Annotated in this window: 22 protein-coding genes and 5 tRNA genes; 24 read left to right on the plus strand and 3 right to left on the minus strand. The window is 42.1% G+C overall.

Annotation, left to right across the window (positions count from 1 at the left end; genetic code table 11):
• Positions 1–214: 214 nt before the first annotated feature.
• From tatC to lptB, 4 genes are read left to right on the plus strand one after another with little or no spacing between them, the layout of a single operon-like run.
• Positions 215–994 carry a twin-arginine translocase subunit TatC gene (gene tatC, locus HY063_01160; protein ID MBI3500380.1) on the plus strand — a complete coding sequence of 260 codons (780 nt, stop codon included), beginning with the start codon at positions 215–217 and terminating at the stop codon, positions 992–994.
• 32 nt (positions 995–1026) lie between these two features.
• Complete coding sequence (locus HY063_01165; GenBank protein ID MBI3500381.1) at positions 1027–3546, plus strand: carboxypeptidase-like regulatory domain-containing protein; 2520 nt, start codon at positions 1027–1029, stop codon at positions 3544–3546.
• A gap of 49 nt (positions 3547–3595) precedes the next feature.
• On the plus strand, positions 3596–3949 hold the full coding sequence (locus HY063_01170) for a four helix bundle protein (protein MBI3500382.1): 354 nt from the start codon (positions 3596–3598) through the stop codon (positions 3947–3949).
• A gap of 47 nt (positions 3950–3996) precedes the next feature.
• Complete coding sequence (gene lptB / locus HY063_01175) at positions 3997–4719, plus strand: LPS export ABC transporter ATP-binding protein (GenBank protein ID MBI3500383.1); 723 nt, start codon at positions 3997–3999, stop codon at positions 4717–4719.
• 3 nt (positions 4720–4722) lie between these two features.
• Here the strand turns inward: lptB and HY063_01180 are convergent, their stop codons facing one another.
• Positions 4723–5154, minus strand: a complete 432-nt coding sequence (locus HY063_01180) for a clan AA aspartic protease (GenBank protein ID MBI3500384.1) — start codon at positions 5152–5154, stop codon at positions 4723–4725.
• A gap of 120 nt (positions 5155–5274) precedes the next feature.
• Positions 5275–6213, minus strand: coding sequence for a malate dehydrogenase (gene mdh, locus HY063_01185; GenBank protein ID MBI3500385.1), 939 nt, complete (start codon positions 6211–6213; stop codon positions 5275–5277).
• Positions 6214–6347: 134 nt separating this feature from the next.
• Between mdh and HY063_01190 the strand changes: the two genes are divergently transcribed.
• From HY063_01190 to HY063_01285, 20 genes are all read left to right on the plus strand, one after another.
• Positions 6348–6671 carry a hypothetical protein gene (locus tag HY063_01190; GenBank protein MBI3500386.1) on the plus strand — a complete coding sequence of 108 codons (324 nt, stop codon included), beginning with the start codon at positions 6348–6350 and terminating at the stop codon, positions 6669–6671.
• Positions 6672–6771: 100 nt separating this feature from the next.
• Positions 6772–6963: a 30S ribosomal protein S21 gene (locus HY063_01195; GenBank protein MBI3500387.1), complete on the plus strand. Its 192-nt coding sequence runs from the start codon at positions 6772–6774 to the stop codon at positions 6961–6963.
• An 82-nt stretch (positions 6964–7045) separates the two neighbouring features.
• Entirely contained in the window at positions 7046–7927 is an 882-nt protein-coding gene (locus tag HY063_01200; GenBank protein MBI3500388.1) for a tyrosine recombinase XerC, read from the plus strand.
• A 22-nt stretch (positions 7928–7949) separates the two neighbouring features.
• Complete coding sequence (gene raiA, locus HY063_01205; GenBank protein ID MBI3500389.1) at positions 7950–8285, plus strand: ribosome-associated translation inhibitor RaiA; 336 nt, start codon at positions 7950–7952, stop codon at positions 8283–8285.
• A gap of 143 nt (positions 8286–8428) precedes the next feature.
• Positions 8429–8501, plus strand: a tRNA-Thr gene (locus HY063_01210).
• Positions 8502–8517: 16 nt separating this feature from the next.
• Positions 8518–8600, plus strand: a tRNA-Tyr gene (locus tag HY063_01215).
• Between the two features lie 20 nt (positions 8601–8620).
• Positions 8621–8692, plus strand: a tRNA-Gly gene (locus HY063_01220).
• A 79-nt stretch (positions 8693–8771) separates the two neighbouring features.
• A tRNA-Thr gene (locus HY063_01225) sits at positions 8772–8844 on the plus strand.
• 3 nt (positions 8845–8847) lie between these two features.
• A complete protein-coding gene (locus tag HY063_01230) occupies positions 8848–9111 on the plus strand; it encodes a GIY-YIG nuclease family protein (GenBank protein MBI3500390.1) in 264 nt (87 codons plus the stop codon).
• A 256-nt stretch (positions 9112–9367) separates the two neighbouring features.
• A complete protein-coding gene (tuf, locus tag HY063_01235; GenBank protein ID MBI3500391.1) occupies positions 9368–10555 on the plus strand; it encodes an elongation factor Tu in 1188 nt (395 codons plus the stop codon).
• Positions 10556–10580: 25 nt separating this feature from the next.
• Positions 10581–10653, plus strand: a tRNA-Trp gene (locus HY063_01240).
• Between the two features lie 36 nt (positions 10654–10689).
• The gene (gene secE, locus HY063_01245) at positions 10690–10884 is read left to right on the plus strand and encodes a preprotein translocase subunit SecE (GenBank protein ID MBI3500392.1); all 195 of its coding nucleotides are present in this window, start codon (positions 10690–10692) and stop codon (positions 10882–10884) included.
• A gap of 4 nt (positions 10885–10888) precedes the next feature.
• Complete coding sequence (gene nusG, locus HY063_01250) at positions 10889–11521, plus strand: transcription termination/antitermination factor NusG (GenBank protein MBI3500393.1); 633 nt, start codon at positions 10889–10891, stop codon at positions 11519–11521.
• 17 nt (positions 11522–11538) lie between these two features.
• Positions 11539–11979, plus strand: coding sequence for a 50S ribosomal protein L11 (rplK, locus tag HY063_01255; protein ID MBI3500394.1), 441 nt, complete (start codon positions 11539–11541; stop codon positions 11977–11979).
• Positions 11980–12000: 21 nt separating this feature from the next.
• The gene (locus tag HY063_01260; protein MBI3500395.1) at positions 12001–12690 is read left to right on the plus strand and encodes a 50S ribosomal protein L1; all 690 of its coding nucleotides are present in this window, start codon (positions 12001–12003) and stop codon (positions 12688–12690) included.
• Positions 12691–12701: 11 nt separating this feature from the next.
• Positions 12702–13214 carry a 50S ribosomal protein L10 gene (locus tag HY063_01265; protein MBI3500396.1) on the plus strand — a complete coding sequence of 171 codons (513 nt, stop codon included), beginning with the start codon at positions 12702–12704 and terminating at the stop codon, positions 13212–13214.
• Positions 13215–13264: 50 nt separating this feature from the next.
• Positions 13265–13627, plus strand: a complete 363-nt coding sequence (gene rplL / locus HY063_01270) for a 50S ribosomal protein L7/L12 (protein MBI3500397.1) — start codon at positions 13265–13267, stop codon at positions 13625–13627.
• Positions 13628–13759: 132 nt separating this feature from the next.
• Positions 13760–17575 carry a DNA-directed RNA polymerase subunit beta gene (rpoB, locus tag HY063_01275; protein MBI3500398.1) on the plus strand — a complete coding sequence of 1272 codons (3816 nt, stop codon included), beginning with the start codon at positions 13760–13762 and terminating at the stop codon, positions 17573–17575.
• A 26-nt stretch (positions 17576–17601) separates the two neighbouring features.
• On the plus strand, positions 17602–21903 hold the full coding sequence (gene rpoC / locus HY063_01280; GenBank protein ID MBI3500399.1) for a DNA-directed RNA polymerase subunit beta': 4302 nt from the start codon (positions 17602–17604) through the stop codon (positions 21901–21903).
• A 48-nt stretch (positions 21904–21951) separates the two neighbouring features.
• Positions 21952–22281 carry a DUF3467 domain-containing protein gene (locus tag HY063_01285; protein MBI3500400.1) on the plus strand — a complete coding sequence of 110 codons (330 nt, stop codon included), beginning with the start codon at positions 21952–21954 and terminating at the stop codon, positions 22279–22281.
• 282 nt (positions 22282–22563) lie between these two features.
• On the opposite strand, the gene HY063_01290 is transcribed toward HY063_01285, so the two are convergent.
• The coding region (locus HY063_01290; GenBank protein MBI3500401.1) for a T9SS type A sorting domain-containing protein at positions 22564–22968 on the minus strand (405 nt) is incomplete at its 5' end.

Here is a 22968-nt window from a genome sequence, read left to right on the forward strand (position 1 = left end):
AAATTATTTGGAAGGTTGGAAGGTTGGAATAATGGAATGTTGGGAAACAGCCAATCTTCCAATCTTCCATTATTCCATTTTTCCTGAATATTCTGAAACCTGATTGCATTTAGAATACTCATTCCTTATTTCTCTCTATCCTCCATATCCTTTTATCTTTGCAAACCTTTTTATGAGCGAAGCAAAAAAAGCCGCGCCTGACGGCAGGCAGGAAATGACTTTCCTCCAGCATCTGGAAGCGCTGCGCTGGCATCTGGTGCGCTCGGCTGCGGTGGTCATGCTGCTGGCGTTTGTTTTATTTTGTTACAAGGATTTTGTGTTCAGCACCATTATTTTCGGTCCCATGCACAGCGATTTTTTAACCTACCGCGCGCTATGCAAAATCTCTCATCTCACAGGCATGGGCAATACGCTCTGCATGCAAAGCATTTCCTTCGAACTTATCAATATTGATTTATCGGGGCAGTTCACCACGCACATCTGGACATCGGTAATCGGTGGAGTGGTGGTGGGTTCTCCCTATGTGCTCTGGGAAGTGTGGCGGTTCATCCGCCCTGCGCTTCACGAGAAGGAAAAAAAATATACTGCGGGAGTTGTGTTGTATGCATCGCTGCTTTTCATCACCGGAATTCTTTTCAGTTACTATATTATTGTTCCCATGACCATTAATTTTTTAGGCAACTACCAGGTGAGCGCGCTGGTAACAAATAAAATTTCAATGGATTCTTATATTTCCACCGTAACCATTCTCACGCTCATCATGGGTTTGGTGTTTGAACTTCCCATTCTCATCTTTTTTCTCACGAAGATTGGCTTGCTTGGCCCGGCTTTCATGCGCAAATACCGCAAGCATGCCATTGTGGTCATACTTATTGTGGCGGCAATCATCACGCCCACATCTGATATTCCCACGCTGGTGATTGTTTCCACGCCTCTTTATTTATTGTACGAAGCGAGTATATTTGTGGCGAAGTATGCTGAGAAGAAAGCGTGATGAATGATTTTCTTTGAAGCGATAAATTTTATATGAACCTCCGTTTCAAAATTCTTTTTTCTCTTTTCTTATTTTTTTTAAGTGAAGCGATTGCTTTTTCTCAAGATGCAAAAATCACCGGCAAGGTTTACGATTTTCAAACCCGCGAAGCGCTTCCGTTTGTAAACATAAAATACAAAGGCGGAAAACCCTTCACCACCTCCGATGTGGACGGAAATTTTTCCATCACTGCCGAAGGTCCTTCCGATTCGCTCGAAGTTTCTTATATAGGATATAAAACGAAGAAAGTAAAAATCAAGCGGAATGTTTCTCAAACGCTGAACATTTCAATTGAGCCCGATGTTCTCTCGCTGAAAGAAGTGGTGATTCTGCCCGGTGAAAATCCTGCCCACCGCATTTTGCGGAAAGTGATTGCGCACAAGCCCGAACATAACCGCGATAAACTTCTCTCGTATGAATACGAAGTGTACAACAAAATAGAATTTGATTTGAATAACATTCCCCCGAAAATAAAAGAGAAGAAAATCTTGAAGCCCATCAAGTTCGTGTTTGATTACATTGACAGCACCAGCATAACGGAAAAACCTTTTCTTCCTCTTCTTCTTTCCGAAGCCCTTTCAAATTACTACTGGAAAAAAAGTCCGCGCTTCAAAAAAGAAATAATCAAAGCGAGTAAAATTTCGGGAATGCAGGATAAAAGCATGACACAGTTCATGGGAGAAATGTATCAGAACGTAAACATTTATGATAATGATATTCTCGTTTTCGGAAAACAATTTCCCAGCCCCATTTCCGACCACGCATTGCTCTACTATAAATTTTATCTGATTGACAGTTTATATCTGGATAATCACCGCTGCTACCAGTTGCAGTTCAAACCAAAATGGAAACAGGAATTATGTTTCACCGGCAACATGTGGGTTGCCGATACTTCTTTTGCCGTGAAGCGCCTCGAAATGTCTTTGCCGAATGACATCAACCTGAACTTTGTGAAAACACTTGGTGTGGTGCAGGAATATACCGTTGCAGACAGCATGTGGATGCTCAGCCGCGACCGCCTCATAGTGGATTTCAAACTGGATGAGTACAGGAAAAAAAGTTTAACTGCAGGATTCTACGGGAGAAAAACTACTTCCTACACAAACATTGTCATCAACAAGCCGCGCCCCGATGATTTTTATAGCCGCATGGAAAATATTATTGTGCTCGACAGTGCCGATAAACATACCGATGAATTCTGGAAACAAAACCGCCACGATACGCTTTCTAAGAATGAGAAACAGATTTATAAAATGGTTGACACCATCAAATCGCTTCCCATCTATCAATCCTATTACAACTGGATTTATTTTCTTGCGAACACCTACAAGCCCTGGGGCTATGTTGAAATTGGTCCGTATCATAAAATTTACAGCAAGAATGTGGTGGAAGGAAATCGTTTTCGTTTAGGCGGAAGAACCAGCGATAAATTCAGCAAGTGGGTTGAGTTGAGCGGCTATGGCGCATACGGAACACTTGACAAGCAATTCAAGTACAGCACCACTTTCAGAACATACATTACAAAAAAGCCAAGGCAAATACTTTCGCTCGGATATAAAGATGATGTGGAAGTTCTCGGGCAAAGCCCCAATGCATTTACTCCCGATAATATTCTCACCACCATTTTCCGCAGGCGCCCGCTCAGCAGTTTAACAAAAGTTCAGCAGGCGCTCACCAGTTATGAATTCGAACCTCACCAGGGCCTCAACATGAAATTCTTTTTCATCAACCGCGTGATGACCCCGCTCGGTGGATTCACTTACCAATATCATATTGATGATACCACGCTCGGAACGCAAAACAATATTATTTCTTCCGAACTTCAGGCGCTCATTCGTTTTGCTTACAATGAAAAATATATTGAATACACTTTTTCGCGGGCGAGCATGGGCACGCGCTATCCGGTGGTAACGCTGCTTTACACGTATGGAATGAAAGGAATTTTCCAAAGTAATTACGAATACCATAAACTCAGTTTGAATATCAATGACCGCTTCCGCATCAATCCGCTGGTGGGCTACACCGATTATATTGTGGAGGCAGGAAAAATTTTCGGAACAGTTCCCTATCCGTTGCTCACGCTGCACGGAGGAAATGAAACTATTATTTATGATCCGTATGCTTACAACATGATGAACTATTACGAATTTGCCAGTGACCAATATGTAACCGCGCAGGTGTTTCATCACTTCGAGGGATTTTTTCTCAATCACATTCCCATCATGCGCAGGTTGAAATGGCGTGAAGTGGTTTCGGCAAAATGGCTGGTGGGGAGCATCAGTGAAAAAAATCAAAATGTTTTTGTTTTTCCTTCCACGCTCACTTCGTTAAACCAAGGTCCTTATTATGAAGTAAGCGCAGGAGTTGAAAACATTTTCCGGTTTTTCCGCATTGATGTGCTCTGGCGTTTGTCGTATATTGATAAGAACTATGTAAGTTTTTATACGGCAGCCAGCGGAGATAAAAAAGTCCCCATTGTGGGTGTGCGCGGCTCGCTGCAAATTAACTTTTAAAGAAAGTGAGAAGTCAGATTTTAGAAGTGAAATTTTAAATACACAAACTATGAATAAAAACGATTTGATTGAGCGGACAAGAAAGTTTGCAATAAGGGTTTTCAAACTTGTTGATTTACTTCCTAAATCGAAAGCAACAGATGTTATTTCATATCAACTTTTGAAATCTGCTTCATCCGTTGCTGCTAACTATAGGGCAAGTGCCCGGGCAAAATCAAGAGTCGATTTTTCCAATAAAATAAAAACAGTTCTTGAAGAAGCGGATGAAAGTAACTTTTGGCTTACTTTTATTAAAGATTTAGAATTACTCATAAAGAATAAAGAGTTAAATGAATTAATTCAAGAGTCCTCTGAATTAACTGCTATTTTTACAACTTCAGTCAAAACTTTAAGTAATTCATAGTAGATGGTTAACTTCTCACTTTTCACTTCTCACTTCTAACTTCACCTATGATTTTACGAACTGAAAATTTAATCAAGCGATATAAAAGCAGAACAGTAGTAAACAATGTTTCCGTAGAAGTGAAGCAGGGAGAAATTGTTGGCTTGCTGGGACCGAACGGTGCAGGGAAGACCACTACTTTTTACATGACCGTTGGATTAATCAAGCCCAATGGAGGAAAAATTTTTCTCGATGAAATTGAAATCACCAAAGAACCCATGTACAAGCGCGCACAAAAAGGAATCGGTTATCTTCCGCAGGAAGCATCGGTGTTTCGTAAATTATCGGTGGAAGATAATTTGCGCGCAGTGCTTGAGATGACAAAACTTTCCAAAGAAGAACAAAAAAGTAAAATAGAAAGTTTACTCGAAGAATTTGGATTGAATAAAATCCGTAATAGCAATGGCGATGTGCTTTCGGGAGGAGAAAGAAGAAGAACTGAAATTGCTCGCTGCCTTGCTGTTAATCCGAATTTTATTTTGCTCGATGAGCCCTTTGCCGGCATTGACCCCATTGCAGTGGAAGATATTCAGAACATTGTGCGCAAACTCAAAGAAAAAAATATCGGCATCCTCATCACCGACCACAATGTGCACGAAACACTAACGATTACCGACCGTGCCTATCTTCTTTACGAAGGAAAAATTCTCAAAGCAGGAACCGCTCAGGAACTTGCCGAAGACGAACAAGTGCGCAGGGTCTATCTTGGAAAAAATTTTGAACTGAGATAAATTTTAAGAATGAGAAATTGTCAATATTAATTTTTTCTTTCCGTAATCAATCACCGCGTTATAACTTTTCAGAATATCCGAGCCGAGCACTCCGTCAATCGGTTTCACGCCCATTTGTTTATACGCGGCAACTACATGGGAAAAATCCAACAAGATTGCGAAATAATCTTTTAATTTAATTTTTCCGATTTGAAATTTATCGAGCATCGTGATTTGGCTTTTCATGGAATTGGTTCCTATTCCGCTGGCAAGTTTCTCGTGCTTCTCGAATTTATTTTTGTCAACAAATTTTTTGATTCGTTCTTTGTCGAATGCGCTGCGCGATGCGCCTGTATCAATAATTAAAGATGCTTTCTTCCTGTTAATCTTTGCAGAAACAAAAATATGAAAGCCATCATCTAATTTTATCAGCCGGATTGGAATAATGCTTTTCATCGGAATCTGGTAACGAAGTAACTAATTCTGTAACGAATATTACGGATTATATAATTCTGATTCGTAAAATTTGCAATCGGATTCGCAACTTCGTTACCAGGAATAATTCAATTATACTTTTCAAGCAACTACTTTCATATTATCCAGCACGCTCATCACTTCTTTCACGGCTTTTGCGGATGATTCCAAAAGTTTTTTCTCGTCCGTATTTAATTTGAGTTCAATGATTTTTTCAATTCCGTTTTTTCCGAGAATCACCGGCACACCGAGATAAATATTTTTCATTCCGTATTCTCCGTTCAGCATTGCGCACACCGGAAAAATCCGTTTCTGGTCGAGCGCAATGGCTTCCACCATTTGAGCGGCAGCAGCACCGGGTGCATACCATGCGGATGTTCCGAGGAGATTTACAATTTCTCCTCCGCCAACTTTTGTGCGCTGAATAATTGCGTCTAATTTTTCTTTCGAGATGAGTTCAGTAACCGGAATGCCTCCCACCGTTGTGTAGCGCGGAAGCGGAACCATGGTATCGCCATGCCCGCCCATGAGCACCGCCTGAATATCTTTTGGCGAACAATTTAATTCTTCGGCAAGAAATGCGCGGTAGCGAGCCGTATCCAGAATTCCGGCCATGCCGAAAACTTTTGAAGAACTTTTTTTCGCTGTGAGATAGGCGCAGTAAGTCATCACATCGAGCGGATTGCTCACGATAATCAGAATCGTATTCGGAGAATGTTTCAGAATATTTTCCGTAACTCCTTTCACAATTCCTGCGTTGGTAGAAATCAAATCATCGCGGCTCATGCCGGGTTTTCGCGGAAGCCCGGAAGTAATCACCACCACATCCGAGTTTGCGGTTTTGGAATAATCGCTGGTGCTTCCTTTCACGCGCGAATCGTAAAGATGAATGGGTGCCGCCTGAAAAATATCGAGCGCTTTTCCTTCGGCAAAATTCGGCTTTATGTCGAGAAGGCAAATTTCATTTGCATAATCGCGCTGCGCAATTACATCGGCACAGGTTGCGCCAACATTTCCTGCTCCTACAACTGTAACTTTCATTGTGATTTGATTTGTTTGTGTGGATTGCGAAAGTAAAAAATAATCCTTTGCTCATTTCGGGAAAACCAATTCTCGCTGAGAGAAATAATTTCTCAAATAGTTTCTACAATTCATCAAAAAAAAAACTTATTACTATGAAAACATTAATAATAATTTTTGCCTGCGGATTATCATTTTCATTATTCGCTCAGAATATTGAAACCGATACCGCAAAAAACTGCCTCACGCTTCGAAACGGAAAAGTTATAATCAAACAACAGGGAAAGGCAACAGAGTTAAGGCAGGATACAATTTTGGCGAACGGAATTAAAATTACTCCCAACGGCACTATAATAAGGAAGGACGGAACGAAGACAACCATGCAAACCGGGCAATGTTTTTCCATGGAAGGAATCCGAATGACGGATGAGCCCGGCAAAGGGAGAAAAAGTGCGGTGAAGAAAACCTCAGAGGAATGATGGCATGTAGGAAGAATGGCAGTTTCAGCCATTCTAATATTTCATTATTCCAATTTGAAATTTTTATTTACATTTGCGACCAATTAAATAAAAACAAAACATGTTGCACGTTCAGATAAAAGAAGGTGAAGGCGTAGAAAAAGCCCTCAAGAAATTAAAAAAGAAATTTGAAAAGACAGGTATTCTCCGTGAACTTCGCAGTCGCCAGGTTTTCACAAAGCCGTCCATCAAGCGCAGGGAAATCATCAAGCGCGCGAAACATCGCCAGCGTCAGGCGCAATCGGAAGAATAATTTTTTCCACAAAATAATTTCATTGCGGGTTGGAGTTTAACTTCGGTCCGCAATATTTTTTTATACCTTTCGTTCTTCTGCTATGAATAAAGAGGCATTCATAAAATATCTCCGCTATGAAAAGAGAATGTCTCCGCATACCGTAAATGCTTATTCAAATGATCTTGAGCAGTTTTATTTATATCTGAAAAATATTTATTCATTCAATGATATTAAGGAAGTAAACCATTCCATCATTCGTTCGTGGATAGTTTCTCTCATGGAAAATAAAATCACCGCGCGTTCCGTAAACAGAAAAATCAGCACGCTTAAATCATTTTATAAATTTCTTCTTCGCGAAAAAGTTGTGGATATAAATCCCATGCACAAGATCCAATCTCCAAAGAATCCTAAACGTTTGCCAGAGTTTGTGGAAGAAAGTAAAATGAATTCATTAATTGAAGATGTGAAATTCGAAGATGACTTTGAAGGAAAGCGCAATCTTCTTATAATAGAAATGCTTTATTCTACCGGCATGAGGCGCGCTGAACTGGTGAATCTGAAAGAATCGGATATTAATTTTCATGGCAGCACAGTAAAAGTTTTAGGAAAAAGAAATAAAGAACGCCTTATTCCGTTGACTTCCGGATTGAAAATTCTTATAAAGAAATATATCGAAGAAAAAAATAAATCCATCGAACCAAGGGCGGATTATTTATTTCTGACGAAAAAAGGAAACCAAATTTATCCAAGTGCCGTATACCGAATTGTAAGGGATTCTCTTGAAAAGGTGACAACATTATCCAAGAAAAGCCCGCATGTGTTGAGGCATACTTTTGCAACACATTTATTAAACAACGGAGCAAACCTGAATGCAATTAAAGAACTTCTTGGCCATGCGAATCTTTCAGCCACACAAGTTTACACGCACAACACCATTGAGAAATTAAAATCTGTATATTCGAAGACACATCCGAAAGCATAACTCACTTTTAAATATTTTCTCTATGAACATTAAAATCCACTCCATCCATTTTGACGCAGATGCAAAACTTCTTGCACTCATCAACAAAAAAGTAGAAAAGTTAAGTCACTATTTTGACGCGGTAATCAGAAGCGAAGTGTATCTCAAGATTGACAAATCTGATACTGCAGAAAATAAAGTTGTCGAAATAAAAATTCATGTTCCCGGCAACGATCTTTTTGTAAAGCGCCAGTGCCAGACATTTGAAGAGGCCACTGACGAATGCATGGGCGCTCTTGCTTCTCAACTGAAAAAGAAGAAAGAGAAAAGCAGAAGAAGCATGGCTCGCAGAAAAGAGTCGGCAAAATTCTCCGAGTAAATTTTTTCTTCCATAAATTTTTTCCGCATTTTGTTCGCAGAACGAAATGTTTTCTACTTTTGCCGTTCGTTTTTTGAATTTTATTTTTTATTATCGGAATTTTTTTTGATAAATAAAATTTGGGCGGCTGAATAAAATAATCAGCCAGCGTAGCTCAGCTGGTAGAGCAACTGACTTGTAATCAGTAGGTCGGGGGTTCGATCCCCTTCGCTGGCTCGTTCTTAAAAAAGTTGGGGAGATAGCCAAGTGGTCAAAGGCAACAGACTGTAAATCTGTCCTCTTCGGAGTTCCAAGGTTCAAATCCTTGTCTCCCCACAAAGTGAAAAAATAATTAAGCGGAAGTAGCTCAATGGTAGAGCTTCAGCCTTCCAAGCTGAATGTTGCGGGTTCGAGTCCCGTCTTCCGCTCAAGCATTGCGGATTTCGGATTGTTACAATTGCGAATTAAAATCCGCAATTTAAAATTCGCAATCCGCAATATTCATTTGCCAATGTAGCTCAGTTGGTAGAGCACATCCATGGTAAGGATGAGGTCACCAGTTCGATCCTGGTCATTGGCTCAGATGAAAGAAATTATTGGTGTTTACATTCTTCAATGTAAGAATGAAAGATATTATATTGGAAGTTCAAAGGATATAAAACTAAGATTTGAACAACATCAAAATGGTTCAGTAAAGGCAACAAAATATATTTTACCTGTTGCTTTAAAAGCAATAATATCTTGCTCAGATTCGACAGAAGCAAGAAAACTTGAATGGAAAATTAAGAAAAGCAAAAGCAGAAAAGTAATTGAAGAATTAATTAGCCAATATCCGCATCGAGGGTAGAGCAGTCCGATGTATCGGACAGGTCACCAGTTCGATCCTGGTCATTGGCTCAGTACAGTTGAAAAATATCTTTCCGAAAACCCGGCTCAGAACGCTTCCTTCTTCCGAAGGAATCCCTTCGGGACATGCCGATAACTTCAGGAAAAAATGTTTATTATTTTGAATGGAGATGAGAAAATATTATCTATATTCGCACCCCTTATTCAAAATTTTTTTAATTAAGAATCAATCGTATAATTTTTAAACATTCAGAACTATGGCAAAAGAAAAATTTGATCGTTCCAAACCACATGTAAACATCGGAACAATCGGTCACGTTGACCACGGTAAAACTACTCTTACGGCAGCAATCACCATGGTGCTCGCAGACAAAGGTCTCGCAGCAGTGCGTGACTTTGCCTCGATTGACAATGCTCCTGAAGAAAAAGAGCGCGGTATCACAATCAACACTGCGCATGTTGAATACGCTACTGAAAAAAGACACTACGCACACGTTGACTGTCCCGGCCACGCGGATTATGTGAAGAACATGGTTACAGGCGCTGCGCAAATGGACGGAGCAATTCTCGTTGTTGCTGCAACTGACGGACCCATGCCTCAAACACGCGAGCATATTCTTCTCGCGCGCCAGGTAGGTGTTCCGCAAGTTGTAGTGTTCATGAACAAATGCGATATGGTTGACGATCCCGAACTTCTCGACCTCGTTGAAGTGGAAATCCGCGACCTCCTCACTTTCTATGGATATGCAGGAGATAAAACTCCAATCATCCGCGGTTCTGCTTTGGGTGCAATGAACAAAGATGCAAAGTGGGTTCCAAAAATTTTCGAACTCATGGATGCAGTTGATACATACATTCCGCTTCCCGTTCGTGTTGTTGACAAACCTTTCCTCATGCCGGTGGAAGATATTTTTTCCATCACCGGTCGTGGAACAGTTGCAACCGGAAGAATTGAACAAGGAATTTGCAAAGTAGGAGAAGAAATTGAAATCGTTGGAATGCGCCCTGAAAAAATGAAATCAGTTATCACGGGTGTCGAAATGTTCCGAAAAGAATTGGATTCAGGTCAAGCAGGCGACAACGCAGGATTACTTCTCCGCGGTATCGATAAAAAAGATATCTGGAGAGGAATGGTTCTCGCTAAACCGGGTTCAATTACACCTCATACTATTTTCAAAGCGGAAGTTTACGTTCTGAAAAAAGAAGAAGGCGGACGTCACACTCCGTTCCACAATAACTATCGTCCGCAATTTTATATGCGCACGACTGACGTAACAGGAACTTGTACTCTTCCCGAAGGACGCGAAATGGTTATGCCGGGTGACAACGTAACTATTCAGGTTGAATTAATTCAGCCGGTTGCGATGGACAAAGGATTGCGTTTCGCAATTCGTGAAGGAGGAAGAACAGTGGGTGCCGGACAAGTTATTGAAATCATAAAATAATTTATCTGTTCTCCCAATTGGGGATACAGGTGTAGCTCAATTGGTAGAGCAGCGGTCTCCAAAACCGCAGGCTGGGAGTTCGAGCCTCTCCACCTGTGCTGAGAAAGTTTGAATGTTACATATAATAAGGAAGAATGAATAAAGTAAGAGCATACGTAAACGATACCTACAGCGAACTGGTTACGAAAGTTTCCTGGCCAGCTTGGAAAGAATTACAGGGCAGCGCAGTGATTGTAATGGTATCAACCTTAATCACCGCCTTGCTTGTGTACGGAATGGATGTGGCTTTTAAATTTATTATGGAAATGATTTATGGATTCTTTAGTTAATATCATGAGCGAAAACACTGAAATAAAAACCGAGGAAACAAAGGCAGAAGAAATTACTGCTAAAGAAAAAACTTCTAAGGCGAAAGAAACTCCCTCTGCCGAAGAGAAGCGGTGGTTTGTTGTGCGCGCTATCAGCGGAAAAGAAAAAAAGATCAAGCAGAACATCGAAGCGGAAATCAAGCGTGCAAAACTTGGAAAGTTTGTTTCGCAGGTTTTAATTCCAACTGAAAAGGTGATTCAGATTCGTGCAGGAAAAAAAGTGAGCAAGGAAAGAAATTTCTTTCCCGGATACATTCTGGTGGAAGCAACTCTCTCCGGAGAAGTTCCACATACCATCAGACACGTTCCCGGAGTTCTCGGATTTCTCGGAAGCAAAAACGGAGAACCCATTCCGCTTCGCCTTTCCGAAGTGAACCGCATTCTTGGAAAAGTGGATGAACTTGCTGAGAGCACTGAAAAAGTAAATATTCCGTTTTATGTGGGCGACACCGTTAAAATTATTGACGGTCCGTTCAACACATTCACCGGAACAGTTGAAGAAGTAAACGAAGAAAAGAAAAAACTGAAAGTAACTGTGAAAATTTTCGGGCGTAAAACTCCGCTCGAATTAAGTTATATGCAGGTTGAGAAACAATAATTTTTATTCGAAATAAAATGGCAAAAGAAATCGGAGCATTAGTTAAGTTGGTGATAAAAGCAGGGGCAGCAAATCCTGCACCTCCTATTGGTCCGGCACTTGGTGCAAAGGGAGTGAACATCATGGAATTCTGCAAACAGTTCAACGCGAAGACCAAGGAAATGGGAAACAAAATGATTCCCGCAATCATTACGGTTTATAAAGACAAAACTTTTGAATTCATTCTCAAGCGCCCGCCTGTTGCAGCGCAGTTGAAAGAAGCATTGAAAATAGAAAGCGGCTCTGGTGAACCAAACAGAAAAAAAGTTGGAACAATTAAATGGGCGCAAATCAAAGCGATTGCAGAAGATAAAATGGTTGACATGAACTGCTTCAAACTTGAATCAGCAATGAATATGGTAGCAGGACAAGCGCGCAGCATGGGAATTAATGTTGAAGGAAGACCTGGTAAAAAATAATTTTAAAAGAAAGAAAGTATCATGGCAAAGTTGACTAAAAAAAGAAAAACAATCCTCGGAAAGTTTGACGCTACAAAAGTATACAACCTCCGCGATGCTGCTAAAATTGTAAAAGATATTACCACAACCAAATTTGATTCTTCGGTGGATGTAAGCGTCCGCCTCGGAATTGACACAGCGAAAGGACAAGTTGTTCGCGGAACGGTTGCAATGCCTCACGGAATCGGAAAAGCTGTTCGCGTGCTGGTGCTCTGCACTCCCGATAAAGAAGCAGAAGCAAAAGCAGCAGGCGCAGACCACATTGGATTGGATGACTATGTTACAAAAATTAAAGAAGGATGGACTGATATTGATGTAATCGTTTGCACTCCATCTGTGATGGGAAAAGTTGGCGCGCTTGGAAAAGTTCTCGGTCCGCGCGGACTTATGCCCAATCCTAAAACCGGAACGGTAACAATGGAAGTTGGCAAAGCAGTAAAAGAAGTTAAAGCCGGTAAAATTGATTTCAAGGCAGACAAGCAGGGAATTGTTCACGCTTCCATCGGAAAAGTTTCGTTCGATGCAGATAAACTTGCCGACAACGCAAATGAATTAATTCAATCAATCGCAAAATTAAAACCCGCTGCTTCCAAGGGTACATATATAAAGAGCATCACAATGTCCAGTACTATGAGCGCTGGCGTTAAGATTGACTCCCGAATCGTTGGCTAATATTTTTAAAGATGAACAAACAAGAAAAAAATCAAGTGATAGATTCTCTCGCAGTAATGCTGAAAGAGAGTACTCATTTTTATCTGACAGATACTTCAGGGCTGACGGTTGAAAAAACAAACCAGTTAAGAAGAATGTGTTTCGACAAGGATGTAAAAATGCTCGTTGTAAAAAACACGCTTCTCAGCAAAGCCATGGAGAAAACAGGAAATCCTGTTTACGAACCATTTCACGATACACTGAAAGGAACCACCGCAATTATGTTTTCTGCAGTTGCAAACGCTCCTGCAAAAATCATGAAAGAGTTCAGAGGAAAAGGAAGCGACAAGCCGACTTTGAAATCTGCATGGGTGGAAGAGTCAGTTTACATCGGGCACAACCAGTTAGAAACTTTAGCAGGAATCAAGAGCAAAAATGAAATGATTGGAGAAATTATCGGATTGCTCCAGTCGCCTGCAAGAACAATCATTGGCGGGCTGCTCAATAAAAAATCAGGAGAAGCAGAAGCACCCGCTCAAAGTTAATCGGAAAGAAAAAAGAAAAATAAATAAATCAACTATAACACACAAACACGATGGCCGACTTAAAGCAACTTGCCGACCAGTTAGTAAATCTGACTGTAAAAGACGTAAACGAACTTGCGAAAATTCTCAAGGACGAATACGGAATTGAACCTGCCGCTGCCGCTGCAGCACCTGCCGCTGCCGGAGCAGCACCAGTAGAAAAATCAACCTTTGATGTAATCCTCAAAAGTGGAGGCGCTGCTAAACTTCAGGTTGTAAAACTTGTTAAAGAACTTACAGGTCTTGGCTTGAAAGAAGCAAAAGACCTTGTTGACGCTGCACCCAAACCGCTTAAAGAAGGTATCTCGAAAGAAGATGCTGAGTCATTGAAAAAACAATTGACCGAAGCAGGAGCAGAAGTTGAAGTTAAGTAACCTTTCATAGGTTATTGCAGAACCCCGAGCCTGAAAAATGGCGCGGGGTATTTGTGTTTATATTGAGAGGAATTTTGCGAGGAGTTTTGAAAAAAAAATTGTAAATTGTAAAAATTTAAAAGTAAACTTTGTATGGCAGCACCAAAGAAAAATCCCAGAATTAATTTCGCAAGTTCAAAACACCAGATTGATTATCCTGATTTCCTGGAAATCCAGTTGAAGTCGTTCAAGGAATTCATGCAGGTGGATACCACTCCTGAAAACAGGAAGAACGAAGGACTCTTCAGAGTTTTCTCTGAAAACTTTCCGATTTCTGACGCGCGGAATAATTTCGTACTCGAGTTTTTAGATTACTACATTGACCCTACAAGATATTCGATTGACGAATGTCTGGAAAGAGGTTTAACTTACAACGTTCCGCTTAAAGCGCGTTTGCGGTTATCATGCACCGATCCTGAACACGAAGATTTTAAAACCGTAATTCAGGATGTGTATCTCGGAACCATTCCGTACATGACTCCGCGCGGAAGTTTTATCGTCAATGGCGCTGAACGCGTTATTGTTTCTCAATTGCACCGCTCGCCCGGAGTTTTCTTCGGACAAAACCGTCATCCGAACGGAAGCCGCCTTTACTCTGCCCGCGTAATTCCTTTCAAAGGCGCGTGGATTGAATTCGCAACTGACATCAACAATGTGATGTACGCATACATTGACAGGAAGAAAAAATTACCTGTAACAACAATGCTTCGTGCCATCGGTTTTGAAAATGATAAACAAATTCTCGAACTCTTCAATCTTGCCGATGAAATTTCTGTAAGCAAACCGAATCTGAAAAAATCTGTCGGAAGAAAATTAGCCGCGCGTGTTTTGAAAACATGGGTGGAAGATTTTGTGGATGAAGATACCGGTGAAGTAGTTTCCATCGAGCGTAACGAAGTGTTGATTGAGCGCGAAACCATTCTCACCGAAGAACACGTTGAAACAATTCTGAATGCAAACGTGAAGACAGTTATTCTTCACAAAGAAGACAAAGAGTTCAGCGATTACTCAATTATATATAACACGCTTCAAAAAGATCCGACCAACTCTGAAAAAGAAGCGGTGGAATATATTTACCGATTGCTCCGCAACGCTGAACCGCCCGATGAAGAAACAGCAAAAGCAGTAATTGAAAAATTATTTTTCTCAGATAAGAGATATGATTTAGGAGAAGTAGGTCGCTACCGCCTTAACAAAAAATTAAGTCTGGAAATTCCTCCGACCGTTCGCGTACTTACCAAAGAAGATATTGTTGCCATCATAAAGTTTTTGATTCAACTTATCAATCTGAAAGTAAACGTGGATGATATTGACCATTTGAGCAACAGGCGCGTCAGAACAGTTGGCGAACAATTGTCTGCGCAGTTTGGCGTGGGACTTGCGCGTATGGCAAGAACAATTCGCGAAAGAATGAACGTTCGCGACAACGAGGTGTTCACCCCGATTGATTTGATTAACGCGAAAACACTTTCGTCAGTTATCAATTCCTTCTTCGGAACAAATCAACTTTCTCAGTTCATGGATCAAACAAATCCGCTGGCTGAGATTACGCACAAGCGCAGATTATCCGCACTCGGTCCTGGCGGACTTTCACGCGAGCGCGCAGGCTTTGAAGTTCGAGACGTTCACTACACGCACTACGGACGTTTGTGCACCATTGAAACTCCCGAAGGTCCGAACATCGGTTTGATTTCTTCGCTCTGCGTGTATGCGAAAATCAACAAACTCGGTTTCATCGAAACTCCTTACCGCACGGTTACAGAAGGAAAAGTTGACGTGAATAAACCGGTTACATATCTTACTGCGGAAGAAGAAGACGAAAAAGCAATTGCTCAGTCAATGCTCAACATTGATGAGAAAGGAAAAATAAAAGACGAGCGTGTGAAAACGCGTTTCGAAGGAAACTATCCGCTCGTAGAGCCGGACAAAGTTCATCTGATGGATGTTGCTCCGAACCAAATTGCTTCGATTGCCGCTTCGCTCATTCCGTTTCTTGAACACGATGACGCCAACCGCGCGCTCATGGGTTCAAACATGATGCGCCAGGCGGTTCCGCTTCTCCGACCTGAATCTCCGATTGTGGGAACAGGACTGGAAGGAAAAGTTGCGATGGACTCGCGCACAATTCTCACTGCGGAATATGACGGAACTGTTGAAGAAGTTGACGCGACAAACATAACCATCCGCTATACGCGCGATGAAGATGAAAAACTTTTATCATTCGAAGATGATGAAAGAAGTTACAACCTCATCAAATTCCGCAAGACCAATCAAAGCACTTGCGTGAACCTTCACCCGGTGGTGAAGAAAGGCGAGAAGGTGAAGCAGGGACAAGTTCTTTCTGAAGGATACGGAACTCAGCAGGGAGAACTCGCGCTCGGAAGAAACCTCACCGTGGCGTTCATGCCCTGGAAAGGTTACAACTTCGAGGATGCGATTGTAATCTCTGAAAGAATTGTTCGCGAAGATATTTTCACTTCCATTCACGTAGATGAATATTCACTCGAAGTGCGCGAAACAAAACGCGGAATGGAAGAATTAACTTCTGATATTCCGAACGTGAGTGAGGAAGCAACAAAGAATCTTGACGAGCGCGGAATCATTCGCGTGGGTTGCGAAGTGAAAGAAGGCGACATACTCATAGGGAAAATCACTCCCAAAGGAGAAACCGATCCATCGCCCGAAGAAAAACTTCTGCGCGCAATTTTTGGTGACAAAGCCGGAGATGTGAAAGATGCTTCGTTGAGAATGCCTTCTTCTACCTATGGAATTGTGATGGAAACAAAACTTTTCTCGCGCCTGATAAAAGATAAAAAAGCAAAAACAGACGAGAAAGATGTTGTAGATAAAATTGACAAAGAGTTCAACCACAAGTTTGCAGATCTGAAAACAATGCTCGTGGAAAAACTCATGAAATTGGTTGGCGGAAAATCTTCGCAGGGTGTTTACAATTACCTGAAAGAAGAAGTGATTGAACGCGGAGACAAGTTCACAGAAAAACTTCTGAGCAAAATAAAAGATTACTCTGAAATCAATCCGTACAAATGGACCACCAGCAAAGAAGTGAATGATCAGGTATATGATGTGCTTCACAATTACCGCGTGAAGTACAACGAAATTCTTGGCGAACACAAGCGCAGAAAATTTGCTGTACAAGTGGGCGATGAATTACCGGCAGGAATTATTCAGCTCGCGAAAGTTTATGTCACACAGAAGCGTAAGCTGAAAGTGGGAGATAAAATGGCAGGTCGTCACGGTAACAAAGGCATCGTTGCGAAAATCGTTCGCGATGAAGACATGCCTTTCCTCGAAGACGGAACTCCCGTTGATGTGGTGCTGAATCCACTCGGTGTGCCTTCGCGTATGAACCTTGGGCAGATTTACGAAACGGTGCTCGGATGGGCAGGATTAAAACTCGGAATGAAATTCTCTACTCCGATTTTTGACGGTGCTTCTCTCGATGAAATTAATTCTCACACCGATCAGGCAGGTCTTCCGCGCTACGGAAAAACATATCTGAAAGACGGTGAAACCGGAATCCGTTTTGACCAGCCGGCAACCGTTGGCGTGATTTACATTCTGAAACTTCACCACATGGTGGATGACAAAATGCACGCGCGTTCCATCGGTCCTTACTCGCTCATCACGCAGCAGCCGCTCGGAGGTAAAGCGCAGTTCGGAGGTCAGCGTTTTGGTGAGATGGAAGTTTGGGCGCTCGAAGCATTCGGTGCTGCGCACATTCTCCAGGAAATTCTCACCGTGAAATCAGATGACGTGGTCGGCAGAACAAAAACATATGAAGCAATTGTGAAAGGTGATAATCTTCCGTTACCCGGAATTCCTGAATCCTTCAACGTGTTAATACACGAGTTGAAAGGATTAGGGTTGAACATTGCACTTCACGATTAATCAAATTAACGAAAGACAATTTATATATGAAAAAAGACAACAGGCCCAAAAGCAACTTCACCAAGGTTACGATTTCGCTCGCGTCTCCCGAGATGATTCTCGAGTGGTCGCACGGTGAAGTAACCAAGCCCGAAACAATTAACTACAGAACTTATAAACCCGAACGCGATGGTTTGTTCTGCGAACGTATTTTCGGTCCTGTAAAGGATTGGGAATGCCACTGCGGAAAATACAAACGCATCCGCTATAAAGGAATTGTTTGTGACCGTTGCGGTGTGGAAGTAACAGAGAAAAAAGTTCGCAGAGAACGTATGGGGCACATCAATCTGGTTGTTCCTGTAATTCACATCTGGTATTTCCGTTCGTTGCCAAATAAAATTGGCGCATTGCTCGGGCTTCCTACGAAAAAATTGGAGATGATTATTTATTACGAACGTTACGTGGTAATAAATCCCGGGGTGAAAGAAGCAGATGGCGTGAAACGCTACGATTTTCTTAGCGAAGAAGAGTACATTAAAGTTCTTGACACGCTTCCAAAAGAAAACCAATACCTCGATGACAAAGACCCTAATAAATTTGTTGCCAAAATGGGAGGAGAAGCGGTTGTTGATTTAATGTCGCGTTTAAATCTCGATGAACTTTCTTACACACTCCGCAATACTGCGAACACAGAACTTTCACAGCAGAAAAAAAATGAAGCGCTGAAACGTTTGCAGGTTGTGGAAGCATTCCGCCAGGCAAACAAGCACGTGGAAAATAAACCGGAGTGGATGGTAATAAAAACACTTCCCGTTATTCCACCGGAACTTCGCCCGCTGGTGCCGTTGGATGGAGGACGTTTCGCAACATCGGATTTGAATGATTTATATCGCAGAGTAATTATTCGCAACAACCGTTTGAAGCGTCTTCTCGAAATCAAAGCGCCAGAAGTAATTCTGCGCAATGAAAAACGCATGCTCCAGGAATCCGTTGACTCTTTGTTTGACAATTCCAGAAAAGCAAGTGCAGTGAAAACAGACGCCAACCGCGCGCTGAAATCGCTCTCTGATTCTTTGAAAGGAAAACAAGGACGTTTCCGTCAGAACTTACTTGGTAAACGTGTGGACTATTCCGGCCGTTCGGTTATTGTTGTTGGCCCCGAATTAAAATTACATGAATGCGGACTTCCAAAAGATATGGCAGCGGAATTATTCAAACCATTTATCATTCGCAAACTTTTAGAGCGTGGAGTAGTTAAGACAGTGAAGTCAGCAAAGAAAATTGTTGATAGAAAAGAACCGATCGTTTGGGATATTCTGGAGAACGTGATGAAAGGACATCCTGTTCTTTTGAACCGCGCTCCAACTCTTCACCGGTTAGGAATTCAGGCATTCCAGCCAAAACTGATCGAAGGAAAAGCAATTCAACTGCATCCGCTTGTTTGTACCGCGTTTAATGCGGACTTTGACGGTGACCAGATGGCAGTGCACGTTCCGCTTTCACACGCTGCAGTTCTTGAAGCGCAAATTCTTATGCTCGCTTCTCACAACATTCTGAACCCGGCAAACGGTGCACCAGTGGCGGTTCCTTCGCAGGACATGGTGTTGGGATTATATTATATGACGAAAGGAAGAAAATCTTCCAAAGAAAATAAAGTGAAAGGAGAAGGAATAACTTTCTATTCTCCCGATGAAGTAACCATTGCATACAACGAGGGCATTGTAGATCTTCATACTTACATTAAAGTAAAAGTGGATAATGCGAAAGATGAAAAAGGAAATCTTGTAACTAAAATTATCGAGACAACCGTTGGAAGGGTGTTGTTTAATGCAGCCGCTCCGAAAGAAGCCGGATTCATCAACGATGTAATGACAAAAAAATCACTCCGCGATATTATCGGTGACGTTTTGAAAGTTTCGGGAACAGCAAAAGCAGCAAAGTTTCTCGATGACATTAAAGAACTCGGATACAGCAACGCTTTCAAGGGCGGACTCTCGTTCAACCTTGATGACGTAATGGTATCAGAAGAAAAAGATAAACTCATTGAAGGCGCTTATAAAGAAGTGGAAGAAGTGGTTGAGAATTACAACCAGGGATTCATCACCAACAACGAGCGCTACAACCAGATTATTGACATCTGGACGCACGCAAATTCCAAACTCACAAAGAAAGTGATGGACAAACTTTCGAATGACAAACAAGGATTCAATTCCATCTACATGATGCTGGATTCAGGCGCTCGCGGTTCGAAAGAACAGATTCGTCAGTTGAGCGGAATGCGCGGATTGATGGCGCGTCCTTCCAAATCAAGCGGTGGAGGAGGAGAAATTATTGAAAACCCCGTTATCTCCAACTTCAAAGAAGGATTATCCATTCACGAGTATTTTATTTCAACGCACGGAGCGCGTAAAGGTCTTGCTGATACAGCGCTGAAAACTGCCGATGCGGGATATTTAACAAGACGTCTTGTTGATGTTGCGCAGGATGTAATCATCACTATTGAGGATTGCGGAACTCTCCGCGGACTCATGGCAACTTCGCTCAAGAAAGCTGACGAAGTAGTTGAACCGCTCTACGATAGAATTCTCGGGCGCGTTTCTCTTGCGGATGTAGTTCATCCGCTCACCGGAGAACTCATCATCAAAGGCGGAGAAGAAATCACAGAGCCATACGCAGATCAAATTGAGAACTCTCCCATCGAAGCAGTTGAAATTCGTTCGGTGTTAACCTGCGAATCAAAACTCGGAGTGTGTGCGAAATGTTACGGAAGAAATCTTTCTACCGGAAGAATGGTTCAGAAAGGAGAAGCCGTGGGCGTTATTGCCGCGCAATCCATCGGTGAGCCGGGAACGCAGTTAACACTCCGCACGTTCCACGTTGGAGGTGTGGCGGGATTGGGTGTTATGTCTTCTTCGCGCATCGAATCAAAATACGATGGCGTGGTGGAGATGGACGAACTCAGAACTGTTGACAGAAAAACTGACGGGAAGAAAGTGAAAGTGGTGGTTGGTCGTTCTGCCGAAGTGCGAATCATTAACCCAAACACACACATTACTCTTACCACAGGAAATATTCCTTATGGCGCGCAGCTTTATGTTGACGCGGGAGATAAAGTGAAGAAAGGAACGCTCATCTGCGATTGGGATCCGTACAACGCGGTGATTATTTCTGAGTTCCCCGGAAAAGTGGAATTCGAAAACATCGAGGAAGGAATCACCTACCGCGAAGAGTTTGACGAACAAACCGGCTTCCGCGAAAAAGTAATTATCGAAACAAAAGATAAAACGAAGAACCCGATTATCAAAGTAACGGATAAGAAAGGCGAAGCGCTGAAGTCATACAACATTCCGGTGAGCGCGCATATTTCCGTAAACGATGGCGATGCAATTGAAACAGGGCAAGTGCTTGTGAAGATTCCGCGCACTACAGGAAAAGCAGGCGACATCACAGGAGGACTTCCGCGCGTAACGGAATTGTTCGAGGCAAGAAACCCGAGCAGCCCTGCAGTTGTTTCTGAAATAGACGGCATCATTACCTTCGGAAAAATAAAACGCGGCAACCGCGAAGTGCAGGTGCAAGCCAAGACAGGAGAAATCAAAAAATATCTTGTGCAACTTTCGAAGCACATTCTTGTTCAGGAAAATGATTTCGTGAAAGCAGGCGAACAATTAACGGATGGTGCAACCGCGCCTGCAGATATTCTTTTCATCAAAGGACCCACTGCAGTGCAGGAATATCTTGTGAACGAAGTTCAGGAGGTGTATCGTCTGCAAGGCGTAAAAATAAATGACAAACATTTTGAAGTTATTGTGAAGCAGATGATGCGCAAGGTGGAAATTGATGATGCGGGAGATACTATTTTCCTGCCGAAACAATTTATAAACCGTGCTGACTTCATGGATGAAAACGACCGCTTACATGGCGCAAAAATCATAACAGACCCGGGCGATTCTACTATGCTGAAAGCAGGAATGATTATCAGCGCGCGCAAACTGCGCGATGAAAACTCCATGATGAAGCGCAAAGATTCAAAACACATTCAGGCACGCGATTGTGTTCCCGCAACGGCACGTCCGATTCTTCAGGGAATTACGCGCGCTTCGTTGCAAACAAACAGTTTCATTTCCGCGGCTTCGTTCCAGGAAACTACAAAAGTTCTCAGCGAAGGTTCTATCAGAGCAAGAATGGACGATCTATCCGGACTGAAAGAGAATGTAATTGTGGGGCATTTGATTCCCGCAGGAACAGGATTGCGTGAGTACGAAAAAATAATTGTTGGCTCCAAAGAAGAATTCGACCGACTGATGGCATCGAAAACAGAAGGGACTATGGCAGGACAAGAGGCATAAATTTTTAATCAGACCTTTGAGGTTTTTAAAACCTCAAAGGTCTTTCACATGGATAACAAAGAAAACCCAACCAACCAGCCCAACCAACTCAACATTGAACTGAGTGAAGAAGTGGCAGAAGGAATTTATTCCAACCTTGCCATCATCACTCATTCACATTCTGAGTTTGCGCTGGATTTTATTAAGGTGATGCCCGGAGTTCCCAAGGCAAAAGTGAAAGCAAGAATCATTCTCACTCCTCAGCACGCGAAACGTTTATTGAAAGCGTTGAAAGATAACATCAGCAAATTCGAACAAGTTCACGGAGATATTAAAGATACGGAAGTTCCTCCCGGAGCCATTCCTCTTTCCTTTGGCGGACCCACTGCACAGGCATAATTTCTGAATTTATTTCTTAGTAACGTGAGTTTTGTTTAAGCCCTGTATAAAACTATAAATATTCTTTTTTAAATGAGATTCTTCACTTCGTTCAGAATGACAGCACAACATCTGGGAGGATTGGGAGCGGGCGCGCTCTGCGCGCCCGCTTCTCTCCCTATAAAAATTAAAGATGTCATTCCGAATGGAGCGAAGCGAAATGAGGAATCTCATTCAATAATGAAGTCCTTAAGCATAGTACGGATAAGCCGCAGAGAAAAAAGAAACAGGGGGAGGTGTTACTTATTCCACCATCAGTTTGCCCGAAGCAACAGCCGATGTTCCGCTGAAGATTTTGTAAGTGTAAATTCCGCTCTTCGCTCCGCTCATGTTTACAGTTTGCTGTTTGCTGTTTACGGTTTGGCAAAGCACTTTGTTGCCGAGCAAATCATAAACAGAAAAAATTATATTTCCCATTTTGCCTGGAAAATTGATTTCAATCACTGCCGAAGAAGAAAATGGATTTGGAAAAACTTTGCTCTCTAAAGCATTATTTTCCTCGAAAATTCCATTGGGTGGATTTCCGTTCATGTCAAGATGATGAGCATAAATATCCCAATCAACTCCATTTCTCATATCCTGAAAAACATAAATGCATCCGCCAATGCTATCGGTAACATTGTTTGGAGAAACCTGGTCTCCTGCTGC

Source organism: Bacteroidota bacterium (genome assembly GCA_016195025.1).
Taxonomy (GTDB): domain Bacteria; phylum Bacteroidota; class Bacteroidia; order Palsa-948; family Palsa-948; genus Palsa-948.